The sequence below is a fragment of the Pedobacter caeni genome (assembly GCF_900129215.1).
GTDB classification, from domain to species: domain Bacteria; phylum Bacteroidota; class Bacteroidia; order Sphingobacteriales; family Sphingobacteriaceae; genus Pedobacter; species Pedobacter caeni.
Genome location: NZ_FQUQ01000003.1, coordinates 610990 through 624468 on the forward strand (window position 1 = coordinate 610990; position 13479 = coordinate 624468).

The 13479-nt window shown below is 39.9% G+C and carries 14 protein-coding genes; 12 read left to right on the forward strand and 2 right to left on the reverse strand.

Annotated elements, in window-relative coordinates; genetic code table 11:
- Window positions 1-74: 74 nt before the first annotated feature.
- On the reverse strand, window positions 75-533 hold the full coding sequence (locus tag BUC20_RS17315; protein WP_073232317.1) for a DUF4293 domain-containing protein: 459 nt from the start codon (window positions 531-533) through the stop codon (window positions 75-77).
- An 84-nt stretch (window positions 534-617) separates the two neighbouring features.
- Here BUC20_RS17315 and truA point away from each other — a divergent pair, with 84 nt between their 5' ends.
- The 12 genes from truA to BUC20_RS17375 all read left to right on the forward strand — a co-directional run bounded on the left by truA (window position 618) and on the right by BUC20_RS17375 (window position 12268).
- Window positions 618-1385: a tRNA pseudouridine(38-40) synthase TruA gene (gene truA, locus BUC20_RS17320; protein ID WP_234994536.1), complete on the forward strand. Its 768-nt coding sequence runs from the start codon at window positions 618-620 to the stop codon at window positions 1383-1385.
- A 1-nt stretch (window position 1386) separates the two neighbouring features.
- Window positions 1387-3159, forward strand: a complete 1773-nt coding sequence (locus BUC20_RS17325) for an ABC transporter ATP-binding protein (protein ID WP_073232318.1) — start codon at window positions 1387-1389, stop codon at window positions 3157-3159.
- A 123-nt stretch (window positions 3160-3282) separates the two neighbouring features.
- Window positions 3283-4425 carry a TlpA disulfide reductase family protein gene (locus tag BUC20_RS17330; protein WP_159441119.1) on the forward strand — a complete coding sequence of 381 codons (1143 nt, stop codon included), beginning with the start codon at window positions 3283-3285 and terminating at the stop codon, window positions 4423-4425.
- 135 nt (window positions 4426-4560) lie between these two features.
- The gene (locus BUC20_RS17335) at window positions 4561-4983 is read left to right on the forward strand and encodes a GNAT family N-acetyltransferase (protein ID WP_200800970.1); all 423 of its coding nucleotides are present in this window, start codon (window positions 4561-4563) and stop codon (window positions 4981-4983) included.
- A 112-nt stretch (window positions 4984-5095) separates the two neighbouring features.
- Window positions 5096-5365: a hypothetical protein gene (locus BUC20_RS17340; RefSeq protein WP_143166831.1), complete on the forward strand. Its 270-nt coding sequence runs from the start codon at window positions 5096-5098 to the stop codon at window positions 5363-5365.
- 220 nt (window positions 5366-5585) lie between these two features.
- The gene (locus BUC20_RS17345) at window positions 5586-6266 is read left to right on the forward strand and encodes a YiiX family permuted papain-like enzyme (protein ID WP_073232322.1); all 681 of its coding nucleotides are present in this window, start codon (window positions 5586-5588) and stop codon (window positions 6264-6266) included.
- 40 nt (window positions 6267-6306) lie between these two features.
- Window positions 6307-7251 carry a hypothetical protein gene (locus tag BUC20_RS17350; protein ID WP_073232323.1) on the forward strand — a complete coding sequence of 315 codons (945 nt, stop codon included), beginning with the start codon at window positions 6307-6309 and terminating at the stop codon, window positions 7249-7251.
- Window positions 7252-7279: 28 nt separating this feature from the next.
- Entirely contained in the window at window positions 7280-7825 is a 546-nt protein-coding gene (locus BUC20_RS17355) for an RNA 2'-phosphotransferase (protein ID WP_073232324.1), read from the forward strand.
- 3 nt (window positions 7826-7828) lie between these two features.
- The gene (locus tag BUC20_RS17360; protein ID WP_073232325.1) at window positions 7829-8299 is read left to right on the forward strand and encodes a macro domain-containing protein; all 471 of its coding nucleotides are present in this window, start codon (window positions 7829-7831) and stop codon (window positions 8297-8299) included.
- Window positions 8300-8390: 91 nt separating this feature from the next.
- Window positions 8391-8867 (forward strand): group II truncated hemoglobin, encoded by a 477-nt coding sequence (locus BUC20_RS17365; RefSeq protein WP_073232326.1) that lies wholly within the window; start codon window positions 8391-8393, stop codon window positions 8865-8867.
- Between the two features lie 18 nt (window positions 8868-8885).
- Window positions 8886-9476, forward strand: coding sequence for a hypothetical protein (locus tag BUC20_RS17370; RefSeq protein ID WP_143166832.1), 591 nt, complete (start codon window positions 8886-8888; stop codon window positions 9474-9476).
- A 56-nt stretch (window positions 9477-9532) separates the two neighbouring features.
- Window positions 9533-12268 (forward strand): DEAD/DEAH box helicase family protein, encoded by a 2736-nt coding sequence (locus BUC20_RS17375; RefSeq protein ID WP_084528983.1) that lies wholly within the window; start codon window positions 9533-9535, stop codon window positions 12266-12268.
- A gap of 48 nt (window positions 12269-12316) precedes the next feature.
- On the opposite strand, the gene BUC20_RS17380 is transcribed toward BUC20_RS17375, so the two are convergent.
- Complete coding sequence (locus BUC20_RS17380) at window positions 12317-13471, reverse strand: TlpA disulfide reductase family protein (protein ID WP_073232716.1); 1155 nt, start codon at window positions 13469-13471, stop codon at window positions 12317-12319.
- Window positions 13472-13479: the final 8 nt, after the last annotated feature.

A 13479-nucleotide genomic window follows, 5' to 3' on the forward strand; every position in this document is an offset into this window, starting at 1 on the left:
TAATTAAGCCGCAAAGGTACGCTTAATATTTGGCATTTCACAGATGCGTAACTAAATAAAAATGAGACGATTAATTATCTGAGCCGATCTGCCGACCTTAATAACTGCTCGTCTTTACGGATTCCGCGGATAGCCAAAGCACAAAATAAGATGCCTGCAACCGGTAAAAAAGCACCGATACCCGGTTTAACAGCAGCAATTCCTCCTGGAAGGTTCTGGGCGTAATAGAAGATCCAGAAGCCCAGTAAAAGCATCGCCAGGATCGCTACAATAATCAGACGCTTCTGTCCGGTCCTGTTTTTAAAAGTAAATATAGTGGCGATACAGAGCATGGTTACACATACTGTATTCAGAAATAACGGTTTGAAATAATCAGTTTTTGCAACCAATCCGTTTGTTTTCTGGTATAAACCAGTTGCCACAATCCAATATTCTGAGCCATTAGACTGGCTGCTTACAATCGGGATAAACATTAAAAGTAATATGGTCAGGCCTGCTAACAGAAGCCAGATAGATTGTACTCTTTGTATCATATCAGTTCAATAATTTCAACAAATATATTAAAAGGCCCCTACTAACCAATCAATATCTTGATCCAAAAGATTAAATTTGTCCTATTGAAACCGAACATACAGCGATATTTTATTGAATTGTCTTACAATGGCACAGATTATCATGGCTGGCAAACACAGCCAAATGCCATGACTGTGCAGGAATGTCTGGATAAGGCATTGTCCGTTTATTTTCGTCAGCCTGTCGTTACTTTGGGTTGCGGCCGGACGGATGCGGGGGTTCATGCCACGCAATTCTTTGCGCATTTTGACCTGGAAATTTCTACGGAAAAGCCAGTTAATGTAGAGCGTTCTATTGGCGGAATCAATTCCCTGCTGCCTTATCAGATTGCGGTAAAACGTGTTTTTCCGGTTGCAGCTGAAGCTCATGCACGCTTTGATGCTACAGAAAGAGCTTACCATTACCACCTTCATTTTCATAAAGATCCTTTTAAATTGGAGCGCTCCTGGTTGTTTAAAGGTGAACTTGATGTGGAAGCCATGAATGAAGCAGCTAAAATCATTCTGGAATACACCGACTTTTCCTGTTTCAGTAAGTCCAACACCCAAACCTTTACCAATAACTGTAAGGTTATAGAGGCTTATTTTGAAGTAAAAGAAGAAGGTTTGCAATTTACCATTCGTGCGGACCGTTTTCTGAGGAACATGGTGCGCGCCATTGTAGGTACCCTGGTCAGAATTGGAAAAAAAGAAATTAACTTAGTACAGCTCAGAGAAATTATTGAAAGTAAGAATCGCAGTAATGCAGGGCAATCCGTTCCGGCATGTGGATTATACTTAGTGAATGTTGTTTATCCCTTTGTAACCTATTGATATGTCTAAAATAACTGGTGATGCGTTGAATGTTGGCCTGTTGAGAAGAGTTTTTCAATATGTGAAACCTTACCGCAGCATCTTTGTCTGGGCAATCGTACTGACGATATTACTGGCTTTAATTGCCCCGGTAAGACCTTTTCTGATCCAGTATACCCTGGACAATTACATCATGAAAGATCAGCATGGAGGTTTATTGCAAATGACCATCGTGATGCTGATTTTATTGGTGGTACAGGCGGGAATTCAGTTTAGCCACACACTTCTCACCAATACTCTTGGTCAATCTGCCATCAGGGATCTGAGGATTAATGTTTTTAATCATATCACTAAGCTCAGGTTAAAATATTTCGACAATACGCCCATCGGACAGTTGATTACCCGTACTGTTTCGGATCTGGAAACAATAGCCGAGATCTTTTCTGAGGGTTTGATTGTCATCATTGGTGATATCCTGATGGTGATCGTGATCATTGGAGTAATGATTTACCGGGATTGGGCATTGACGATCGTAGTTTTGTTGCCGATGCCCTTACTGATCCTCGCTACTTCGGTTTTTCAGAAAGCAATCAAATCTGCATTCCAGGAAATCAGAACAGAGGTTTCAAATCTCAATACTTATCTGCAGGAACACATCTCGGGAGTTTCCATTATTCAATATTTTGCGAGGGAACAACAGGAGTATAAGAAATTTATAAAGATCAATGCACGTTACAGAGATGCAAATATCCGTTCCAATTGGTATTACTCCATATTCTTTCCGGTAGTAGAGATCATTTCTGCCATGTCTTTAGGCTTACTGGTATGGTACGGTTCAAGAAGTATCCTTGCAAAACCTTTGGATGTGACTCCGGGAACAATTGCAGAGTTTATCTTATATATTGGAATGCTTTTCCGCCCAATCCGGGAGCTTGCGGATAAATTCAATACCCTCCAGATGGGGATGGTAGGTGCTGAGCGGGTGTTTAAGGTTTTAGATACCGATGAGGTGACAGAAGATAAAGGAGTACTTGCGCCTGAAAAGATGGCCGGCTCGATTTCATTTGACAAAGTCTGGTTTGCTTACAACGACGAGAATTATGTGCTGAAGGATATTTCTTTTGAAGTGCAGGCTGGAAAAACGATTGCGCTGGTAGGGGCCACCGGAGCCGGAAAATCCTCAACAATTAATATTCTGAACAGGTTTTATGAGATCCAGAAAGGGGAGATCAGGGTGGATGGGATTAAAATTCAGGATTACCAGCTGGACTATTTAAGACGTAACATTGCTACGGTGCTACAGGATGTCTTTCTGTTTTCAGATACAATCTTTAATAATGTCACCTTAAATAATCCGGACATTACCATGGAAGAAGTGGTGGATGCAGCGAAAAAAGTTGGTGCACATGATTTTATTGAAAGGTTACCAGGTGGCTACCAATATAATGTGATGGAACGTGGAGCAACACTTTCTGCCGGACAGGCACAGCTGATTTCTTTTATCAGGGCATTGGTCTATAATCCATCGATTCTGGTATTGGATGAGGCGACTTCTTCTGTAGATACGGAAACAGAAATGCTGATCCAACGGGCCATAGAAAACCTGATGAAAGGCCGGACTTCCATCGTCATTGCGCACCGCTTGTCGACCATCCAGAAAGCAGATAAAATCCTGGTGCTGGATAAGGGAGAGATTAAAGAAATGGGCACTCACCAGGAGCTGTTAAAGCTTGACGGCTATTACAAAAGACTATACGATCTTCAATTCAATTCCGGTGGAATTGTCTCTGCTTAAGTGAAAATTCAGAATTTAATTGCATTTATTTTTATCTGAATGTGTTAAATAATGTTATATAAAGAAATTCCTCCTGTTTTCTTTTTACTTTCATTTTTTATTAATCTTGATTAAATGACGCTATTGAATAAGAGATTTTTTTATTTTATTTTCACGATGCTCTTCCTGCAAGGGGTAAAGCTACATGCTCAGGGACTTAAATTGATTCCATTTGAATTGGAAGGGACGATCAATGCAGATACAGGAACAGTAAAACTGAGCCTGATTGCGGATACAGGTTTTTATGCCGCAAGGACAGCTGTTTTAGTTAGTGCTAAGGTGGTCAATAAAAAATTCTTTATAAAAGGGGATATTCCATATCCGGTAGGAGTGAGCATTGAATATAATAGAGGCGGCTACTCTTCGAGGCTTTTTATCATTGAACCTGGTGTTCAGTCGATTGATGTTGATGTCCATGCAGACGGGAGTACACCAAAAGTAGGTAACATTGCGATGCGTGAATATGCAAGTGGATATCTCTCTTTCACCAAAGAAATTCGTCTGATGGACGAAAAATATATGAAGAAGTATGATAGTTTAATGATCAAATATAATCGTAAAATCCCTGTGGCTATTGCAGCGGAACTGCAAAAGGAGATGCAGATGATTTATGATAAAAGTGACGAAAATCTATTGGAATATGTAAAGGGAAATCCTCAATCTTATTATGCATTCTGGAAGTTACTTCGCCTGAGCAGCTTTGGATATGAGCCTGTTTTTGACGCGATATTCTCTAATTTTTCTAATGGTTTGAAAAATAACTATACTGGTAAAGCTTTTTCAAAAAGATTAGAAACAGCAGGTGTTCTTGCTAAAGGAAAGAAATTTCCCAGCAGGGATTTCCGGGATATTCTGGGAAATCAGCTAGATGTTACTTCTTTCCTGAAAAAGAAATATACCTTGGTGGATTTCTGGTATAGCTCCTGCCATCCTTGCATCAGTCAATTTCCTCACCTGAATGAACTTTATGCACGGTATAAGGGAAAAGGTTTTGAAATAATAGGGATTTCAACAGACCAGGAGAAACATAAAAAGGATTGGATAGCTGGCATCAAAAAACATAAGATTTTATGGCCACAATACTGGGATATGAATGGGGCAGAAGCAGCTAAATTATCGATTTTGGCTTTTCCAACAAATTATCTCTTAGATGGTGAAGGGCGTATTCTGAAGAAGAATATTAAGCCTGATGAATTAGAAGGGTTCTTACAGGAAAACGTCAAGTAGGTTTACTGGACTTTGACAGGTAAACGGCATTAATGCAAGAAACTATTTTAATACATTTGGTTAACTGTTTCCCGGGATATTGAAGAATTGATGATAATGAACGATTTAATGATACGCTGCGCTACCTTTAATGATATGGACAAACTTCTTGCTTTTGAGCAGGGGGTGATCAATGCCGAAAGACCATTTGATCCTACATTAAAGGATGGCGATATCACTTACTATGATATTGATAAAATGATCAGCTCCCCGGAGATAGAGCTTCTCGTTGCGGAATTAGGTGGAGAAGTTGTTGGTTCGGGTTATGCAAGGATCGAAAAATCAAAGCCTTATCTTAGACATCCACAATATGCGTATTTAGGATTTATGTATGTTGATCCCAAATACCGTGGCATGGGGCTGAACCAGAAAATAATTGAACGACTCAGTGAGTGGTCTGCTTCAAAAGGAATTACTGAGCTTCGCTTAGAAGTCTATCAAACCAATGAACCGGCAATCAGGGCATATGAAAAAGCAGGTTTTGTAAGACATATCGTACTGATGAGAAAGGAAATATAAATACCTTGAAGGACGAATCGAACAAATGATAAAAAAGGAGCCCCCCTGAAACAGAGAAAGCAAATCACCTTAAATCGATATTGGATACTTATTATAAAGCCGGGGTGGAGGTTTGGCTAGGTTTCGCTTCAAAATTGGGATATTGTTGCTGGGAAGCTGGGGAATGGCAGCGGTCTGCCGGAAAACAAACTCACTTATTGCTGTTTCAGCATTTCATGCCGCTTATGATGTTTATGCTGGTGTGGAAAGACCTTCTTTTTATTTTATGGTCATTCTGGCGGCCTTGTTTCTGATCTGGGTTCTGGCTGTTGTCTTTTACGATAAATTGAATAAAAACTCTGCTAAAAACTTTAATGGTATTGCTTTAAAGGAGTCAGTTTAAACGCCTCAAATTGACATTAAAGCTTTTCTTTCCGGTGGTTGCGGTAACCATTCTGATCATACAAATCACAAAGAAGTGTCTATCTGTTATAAACTTAAATAATTACAGCATAAGAATGTTGGTGTAAGATGCGTTACTTAATAAATTGAATAAAAAATGTCAATTCGCTGATGGGTTGAAACGGGAAGAATTGTGTTTCTTTATAGAATTAGAAAATAAAATGAGAAGACGAGTCGGTACCATCCTAATTTTAATCCTGTTGATTATTGTGGGAAGTTATATCAGGAATGAGGTTTTTGGTCCTCCACATCAAAAGAATAAAGCTGTTGATAATGTAAAGAAAGTAGCTGATATAGCAGAGATGAAAAATGGAGATCTCATCTTTCAAACCTCTGTGTCCAGGCAAAGTAAAGCCATTCAGCAGGCCACACATTCTAAATACAGCCATTGTGGAATTGTATATAAAGATGGAGCTGATTATTTTGTCTATGAGGCCATAGAGCCTGTCCGGCTCACCCCATTAAAGGAATGGATTGCCCGTGGAGCAGAAGGTCATTTTGCGATTAGAAGATTGAAAGATGCAGAAAAAGTGTTAACCCCTTCTGTGTTAAATAAAATGAGAATAGTTGGAGACCGCTTTAAAGGGAAACATTACGACCTTTATTTTGACTGGACAGACGACAGGATTTATTGTTCTGAACTCATTTGGAAAGTATATAAAGAAGCTACAGGTCTTGAACTGGGCAAGCTAGCGCAGCTAAAAGATTTTGACTTGAGCAGTGTCGCGGTAAAGGAGAAAATGAAAGAGCGGTATGGCAGCAAAATTCCAATGAATGAAACCGTGATTTCTCCGGAAAGCATTTACAACAGTGAGTTACTGGAGACTGTAAAATTAAATTAAGAACGTTTAAGAAGAAAAGTCCTCCGGGACAGGATAAATTATGGATAAATTACCTTGTAAAGAATGCGGGGCATTGATCCTCCCTGCTACATTTCAGAAAAACCATGGAAGTTGCAGGTTGTGCGCAGATGGGATAAAAAAAGAAACATGTGAGGATTGTGGCAAAGAAGCAACGGTTTTATCAAATATTGATGGAAAACGAATTTGTATTAAATGTAATATGTCCAGAACGAAACCGACCACCGATACATGGAAACAATCTTGTAGTATAGAAAAACATCCTTTTAAAATAGAGAGCCTGGAACTTAGTCCTTACCCCAATTTTGAAGATGTCTTCCTGGATAAAAAACTGGAGGGTTTTTTCTATCCTTTATGTTCAGTGCATTTTTCAGGAAAAGAAAACGATAAAAAGCATGTTTTTCATTTGGTCTCTTATAATGGACTTTGGCTTGATCAGGCGGAAGAATCTGCCGGATTAAATGAAGGATATTCTGCTTTTGAACTTAAAGATGGGAAATATGATTTTAAAGGGAATTTAAAATCCTTTAAAGGATATGCGGATATTCCTGATCTTTATCGCTTTCTTAAAGAGGATTTTGAACGTTCAGGTACTGAATATTTGAATACAGGTATGACAGAAGAGGAGTATGAAGACCAAGTTGCATCCCATTATACTAAACAATCCGAATCATTTGACCGTGCCTATTATATTTATACGTTTTTTAATTATGCGATTAAAAAGCTGAAACAATCCAGGAGGCAGGGAGCTGAAAATCTGTTTTCTGCTTTTAATACTACAGATTTTATTGCCGCAAGTGAAGAGCTTATTGTGAATGAGAAATATTTTGCATTTCCGGCAAATCTGGTCAATACGATCCCGTTGGGCGCTTGTTGGTCGTATGAATATGGAGTGGATGGTAACAATACCTTTGCTTTTTATGACCCCGAAAAATCCCTTGTTTATAATGTGAACCAATATTCGTAAATCTGGCGATTATACATACTATTGAAATATGACAAGTGAAAAAGAAAATAAAAGAATCAGTAAGTTTCTCAGTTATGTGTTAAGGCACCATCCGGAGTTAATTGGCATTGAACTGGATGAAAATGGCTGGACTGATGTGTCTTTACTGATTCAAAAATTCAGAAAAACAGAACCAAAACTAGATCTGGAAATGCTCAGGCATATCGTCGATACAAATGCCAAGAAAAGATTCGGTTTTAATGAACAGCAAGATAAGATCAGGGCAAATCAGGGACATTCAGTGAAAATAGATTTGGGATATAGCCCACAGGAACCGCCTGAGGTCCTGTATCATGGAACAGGGACAAAGTTTGTAGATCTGATTAAAAGTTCAGGACTGGAGAAGCAAAGCAGGCATCATGTTCATTTGAGCCAGCATAAAGAAACCGCAATCAATGTCGGGCAAAGGCATGGAAAACCATTTGTATTTGAAGTATTATCCGGGCAAATGTACCGGGACAATTATGAGTTTTTTTTATCAGACAATGAGGTATGGCTTACCGACCATGTACCTGCGAAATATTTAAAGGATTAAGTAATGAAAGATATAGTATACCTGAAGGGAGATGCGACCGATCCAAAAGCGGAGGGAAACAAAATTATCGTTCACATCTGTAATGACATTGGTGGTTGGGGGAAAGGCTTTGTTATGGCGATTTCCAGACGCTGGAAGTTACCTGAGCAAAGCTATCGGAACTGGTACAAATCAAAAGAAAACTTTTCTCTGGGGGCAGTTCAATTTGTTCAGGTGGAAAGTGATATGTGGATAGCGAACATCATTGGACAGCATAAAATCAATAAAGATGAACAGGGAAATGCACCCATTCGTTATGATGCAGTATTAGCCGGTTTGGATAAAGTAGCTGCATTTGCGGCCGAAAATAGCGCGACAGTACATATGCCAAGGATTGGATGTGGCCTTGCGGGTGGTAAATGGGAAGAGATGGAGCCACTGCTGATTTCGGCAATTGCAAGTAAAGATGTATTAATAACGGTTTATGATTTTTAATTTATATAAGTAGATTGATCTCTTGGGTTTTAACTTTTTTTGTTGTTATCTTCAAAGTAATAACAATCGCAACAGTTAACTGATAAAAGCCATGAGAAATATCCCAACTTTATATGAATGGGCGGGTGATATGCAAACCTTTGAAGTGTTATTCAGCACGTTTTATGAAAAGGTTTTAAAAGATGATTTACTAGGTATGGTCTTTGAAAATATGTCGCCTGAACATGTCAGTCATGTTGCTCATTTTGTGGCAGAAGTTTTTGGTGGGCCAAAGCTGTATTCTACTGAAGATGGAGGAAGTCATGCCCAGATGGTAGGACACCATATCGGCAAAATGCTGACAGAAGAGAAACGCCAGCGATGGGTTCATCTTTTATTGCAAAGTGCGGATGAAGCAGGCCTGAAAAGTGATCCCGAATTTCGTTCTGCCTTTGTGGGCTATCTGGAATGGGGGACAAGGATTGCAGTGATCAACTCCGTTCTCACTGAGAACCCCATGAACCTGGAGGAACCTATGCCGAAATGGGGTTGGGGAGAGACCGGAGGACCGTATATACCAGAAGAGTAAGGAAAAAAACAACACCTCATGAAAAACATAAACTATATCCTATTAATTTCTTTAATCATGGTGGCATCCTGTACGCCTAAAACGGAAAACAACCCAGCACAAACACCAGAGGCACTTCAGGATGACTATTCCAGTTTAAAAAGATCAAAAGGAGATTTGGTAGACGAGCTTTATCAGGAGCTTTTAAAACGCGATTCTGTTTTAAAAACACTGGCTGAAAATCTTAACGGATTTAGATCTGATTCATTAGAAGCAATAAAACCATTCTATAATTATCTTGATAAATCTGAAAATTATTATGCTGCTGTGAACAGACGGGCAAAAGGAATCAAAGATAGTTTGTTGATGAAAAGTATGCAATCGTTAATTGCCAGTCACCAAAAAGCATATAAAAGCAGAACGGCCGAATTGAATTCATTGTTAGATACTATTACACATCATAATGCTCAGCTAAATGACAACCATGATGCATTGAAAATTGCGAAGACGCTGCCAATGATTGAAAAATATCAAAAGGAAAATCAGCCAAATAAAAACGAGCTTAAAAAATTAATCGGTCAGCAGGAAAAAATGCTGAAACAAATGAAGGACTTATTGGCAAAACCCTGAAAAAATGTTTCCGCATAAAGAATACATAAAAAGATGATAAAACCAAAAAATACACCTTGATCAATTTTCCTGAAGAAACAAAATTTAAATACAGTTGGAGGAAGTACCAGCAAAAGGTACTTGATGGATTAGACGATCATTTACAGGACAGACATTTACATGTAATTGCACCTCCAGGCTCAGGTAAAACTGTGTTGGGGCTGGAGGTCGCTTTAAGGTTAAATCAACCAACCTTAATTCTGGCTCCCACTATTGCCATTAGAAATCAGTGGATTCAGCGATTCTGTGAGCTGTTTCTTCAGACACACCTCGTTCCCGACTGGATTTCGAAAGATATCCGTAATCCGAAGTTTTTAACCATTGTCACTTATCAGGGACTTCATGCGGCTTGTAATTACCAACCGATGCTGGAAGTAGAAGCGGAAGCGGAATCTGAGGAGGAACAAGAACCTGAAGAAGAAGTTGTTAAGAAGAACGCTAATCAGAACCTTGGCAAAATTATCAGTGGGCTCAAAGCACAGCAGGTGAAAACGATTGTTGTTGATGAAGCCCATCATTTGCAAAATGAATGGTGGTATACCTTAACAAAGGTTAAGCAAGGACTTGATCCTATAATCGTGGGCTTAACAGCTACACCACCTTACGACGTGACACCAAATGAATGGCAGCGTTACTTAGAACTCAACGGCCCTGTAGATATAGAGATTGCAGTCCCTGAACTGATCATTGAAGGCGATCTGTGCCCCCATCAGGATTATGTTTTCTTTACGCTTCCTACATTGGAAGAAAATGAAAGTATCAATGATTTCAGGAATAACGTAGCCAGACTCTTTGGGGAGTTAAAAAATGATGAAACCTTAATCAGAGCCATTTCAGCGCACCCGGCATGGTTAAATCCGGCTGAAAATCTGGAATGGATTTATAGTAACATCTCCTTTTACTCTGCGACTTTGATTTTTCTACATTCAAATGGGCTGGCAATTACAGAGGCACACCTGGAAGTGATTGGAGAGAAACAATTGGAAGTCCCTGCCTTTGATTATAGCTGGATCGAAGTTCTGCTTGACTTTTACCTCTATAAAGAACCAGAACATTTTAAGGAATTTGAAGAACACCGCAAAAACCTGGAGAACAGGCTAAGAAGATCCGGAGCCCTGGAAAGAAGGCAGGTCAATTTTAAACACAATAAAAAAGTAACAGGTTTTTTGACCTCCAGTATCAGCAAGTTAAATGGAATTAAACAAATTGTTGATTTCGAGTATCGTAGTCTTGGAGCAGCATTACGCCTGGTCATCCTCTCTGATTTTATCAGGAAGGAGTTTTATCTCACATCGACTGAAAACAATGTTGATCTTAATAAAATAGGAGTCATTCCCATCTTTGAAAAACTTAGGCGCGATAATTCCTCCGGATTGAAAATCGGAGTGTTGACGGGCTCAATGGTCATTATTCCGAAATCTGCTTACCCTGCATTTGAAGAAAAGGCGAAGAAATCAGGGATAGGAAATGTGAATTGCACTCCCGTTCCATTTGATGCGAACTATATCTTAATCAACCAGACGGATCAATTAAGTCATGAGCTGGTCCATATCATTACCCAGATCTTTCAAAAAGGGGAGATTGAAGTGCTGATTGGAACAAAATCATTGCTTGGAGAAGGCTGGGATGCCCCGGCAATCAATGCCTTAATCTTGGCAAGTTTTATCGGTTCTTTTGTGCTCTCCAATCAAATGAGAGGACGTGCCATCAGAACACAAAACGGCAATAAGGATAAAACAGGAAATATCTGGCACCTGGTCTGTATAGACCCGACTTCTTTCAATGGAGGAGATGATTTCGATTTGTTAAAGAGAAGGTTCAGGAGTTTTGTTGGGGTTTCATTTAAAGAGGAACCCGCGATAGAAAATGGAGCAGGAAGATTAAATATTCCCCTTAACATTCACCTGAAGAAAGAAATTGAAGCGAAGAATACTGAGACTTTTAGCTTTGCAGGGGACAGAAATTCGCTGAAAGAGCGCTGGCGACTGGCCTTGCAGTCCGGGGTAAACCTGGTGGAAGAAATCAAGATCCCCTTTGCTGAGAAAAGACCGTTTAAAGGAATCAGTAAGATGTACTGGAACAGGACGCTGCGGTATTTAATCTCCATGCTTGGCTTCAGCATCATCAGCTTTCTTTTTGAGTTTCCGGGATACCTGCTCCGTGCAGGAAGAAACATCAGGTCGATGAATGATTTCTTCCTTGTGTTGGGTGGCTTTGCTGCAGTAGGCTTCTTTGTACTGGGTAGTCTTGCCTTTAAAACATTTAAGCTCTACCTTAAATACAGAGACATCTCTAAAGACATTCAGGAGATTGGAGATGTTTTACTGAAAACACTGATTCATGCAGGGATATTTAAAACTGATCCTGCAAAATTACAGGTACAATCTTCTGTGGATGAATTGGGTGCAGTATATTCCCATCTGGAAGGCGGTACTGCTTTCGAAAAATCTACATTTATCAATGCCCTGGTAGAAATCATAGGGCCCATAGATAATCCAAGATATGTGATCGTCAGAAAAAGTAATTTTATGTCTTTTAGGAAACAGGAGGATTTCCACTCTGTTCCGGAGGTGATTGGAAGAAAGAAAGAGTTTGCCCTATACTTTAGAAACCTATGGGAAGTAACAGTAGGCTCCTGCGATCTGATCTATACGCGTACAATGGAAGGCCGGAGGTTATTGTTGAAGTCAAGAGTGAACGCTTTGGCGGCTCAGTTTGACGAAAAGGTGGAGCAGGTGAATAAATGGAGGTAAATGTTTGGAACAGGCAGATTTCTGCCTGCTCCAAACAGAACACAATAGCTATTTGATCAACTGAGCTAGTTTTTTAGCAAGGTCTTCCCCGCGGAGGTTGCTGGCAATAATGACCCCATTAGGATCAATCAGGAAATTTTGCGGGATTGCTGTGATCGCGTAAAATCCTGCAGCCTGGTTTTTCCAACCTAGCAAATCGCTTACCTGTGTCCATGGCAAGGCATCATCTTTGACCGCTTTTAACCAGTTTTCTTTTTTGTCATCCAGCGAAACAGCAAGGATATCGAAGTTTTTATCTTTAAACTGGTTGTAGGCCTTTAAAACATTTGGATTCTCTGCGCGACAAGGGCCACACCAGCTTGCCCAGAAGTCCAGCAACACATATTTTCCCTTAAATGAACTTAAAGAAACCATTTTTCCGGTTACATCAGGCTGACTGAAATCCATGGCTTTTACGCCAACGGCCGTTTTCTTCACTATATCCAGTTTTTTTGCCATGGCCTTGCCATTTTCTGTACCCCTTAACCGGGCACTGAGGCTATTGAACAGGGGTTCAAAGGTTTTTGGTCTGATGATTCCGCCTCTTTGCTGCACAAGGTCAAAGCTGACGTAAGAGTCCGGATGAGATTTGATAAACGCGATTTCTTTCTCCTCTCCTTTTGCACTCAATGGCCCCATCAGCTTCTGGATTTCCTGGAGACGCTTAATGGTGTCCATTCCTTTTCCTTGGGTTCTCACGAGTATGGGAATCATTTCTTCTCTCAAAGGGATTGCCAGGTCGGTTTCCGGTTTTAATAAGGCAATAAGTGCAAGATATTCTGACTGTGTTTTCCCTCCTGTAATCAGTGCTTTTTTTGCTGTTGAGGCCCCTGTTATGAAGATCGTTCCCTTGTCCAGAAAGAAGTCCTGTTCGTCTCTCCTCAACATGGCCTCGATAAATGAAATCGAAGGATCTGAGGTAAGCGTCTTAAGGCCAATGGATGCCTTTATTGGCTCATTCCCAATCTGTCCTTTGAAACTGAAATCTCCATTTTTTGTGATTGCAGAATCTATCATTCTCTTGCTGTTCAGTCTGTAATTTAAAAAGACTTTCATGTCTTCTTTTAAGTTGCTGAACTTTCCATTTATGGAAAAGTTATTTTGTGCGTTTGCGGTAAAAGCCAACAGGCTGATGCCGGCGATCAGATAGCTTATTCTTTTCATGATCATTG

Excerpts from the sequence above, each read along its gene's own strand:
- BUC20_RS17380 (WP_073232716.1), bottom strand. The coding sequence starts at position 13,471 with ATGAAAAGAATAAGCTATCTGATCGCCGGCATCAGCCTGTTGGCTTTT.
- BUC20_RS17370 (WP_143166832.1), top strand. The coding sequence starts at position 8,886 with ATGAAAAACATAAACTATATCCTATTAATTTCTTTAATCATGGTGGCA.
- BUC20_RS17360 (WP_073232325.1), top strand. The coding sequence starts at position 7,829 with ATGAAAGATATAGTATACCTGAAGGGAGATGCGACCGATCCAAAAGCG.
- BUC20_RS17315 (WP_073232317.1), bottom strand. The coding sequence starts at position 533 with ATGATACAAAGAGTACAATCTATCTGGCTTCTGTTAGCAGGCCTGACC.
- BUC20_RS17365 (WP_073232326.1), top strand. The coding sequence starts at position 8,391 with ATGAGAAATATCCCAACTTTATATGAATGGGCGGGTGATATGCAAACC.
- BUC20_RS17355 (WP_073232324.1), top strand. The coding sequence starts at position 7,280 with ATGACAAGTGAAAAAGAAAATAAAAGAATCAGTAAGTTTCTCAGTTAT.
- BUC20_RS17325 (WP_073232318.1), top strand. The coding sequence starts at position 1,387 with ATGTCTAAAATAACTGGTGATGCGTTGAATGTTGGCCTGTTGAGAAGA.
- BUC20_RS17335 (WP_200800970.1), top strand. The coding sequence starts at position 4,561 with ATGGACAAACTTCTTGCTTTTGAGCAGGGGGTGATCAATGCCGAAAGA.
- BUC20_RS17350 (WP_073232323.1), top strand. The coding sequence starts at position 6,307 with ATGGATAAATTACCTTGTAAAGAATGCGGGGCATTGATCCTCCCTGCT.
- BUC20_RS17345 (WP_073232322.1), top strand. The coding sequence starts at position 5,586 with ATGAGAAGACGAGTCGGTACCATCCTAATTTTAATCCTGTTGATTATT.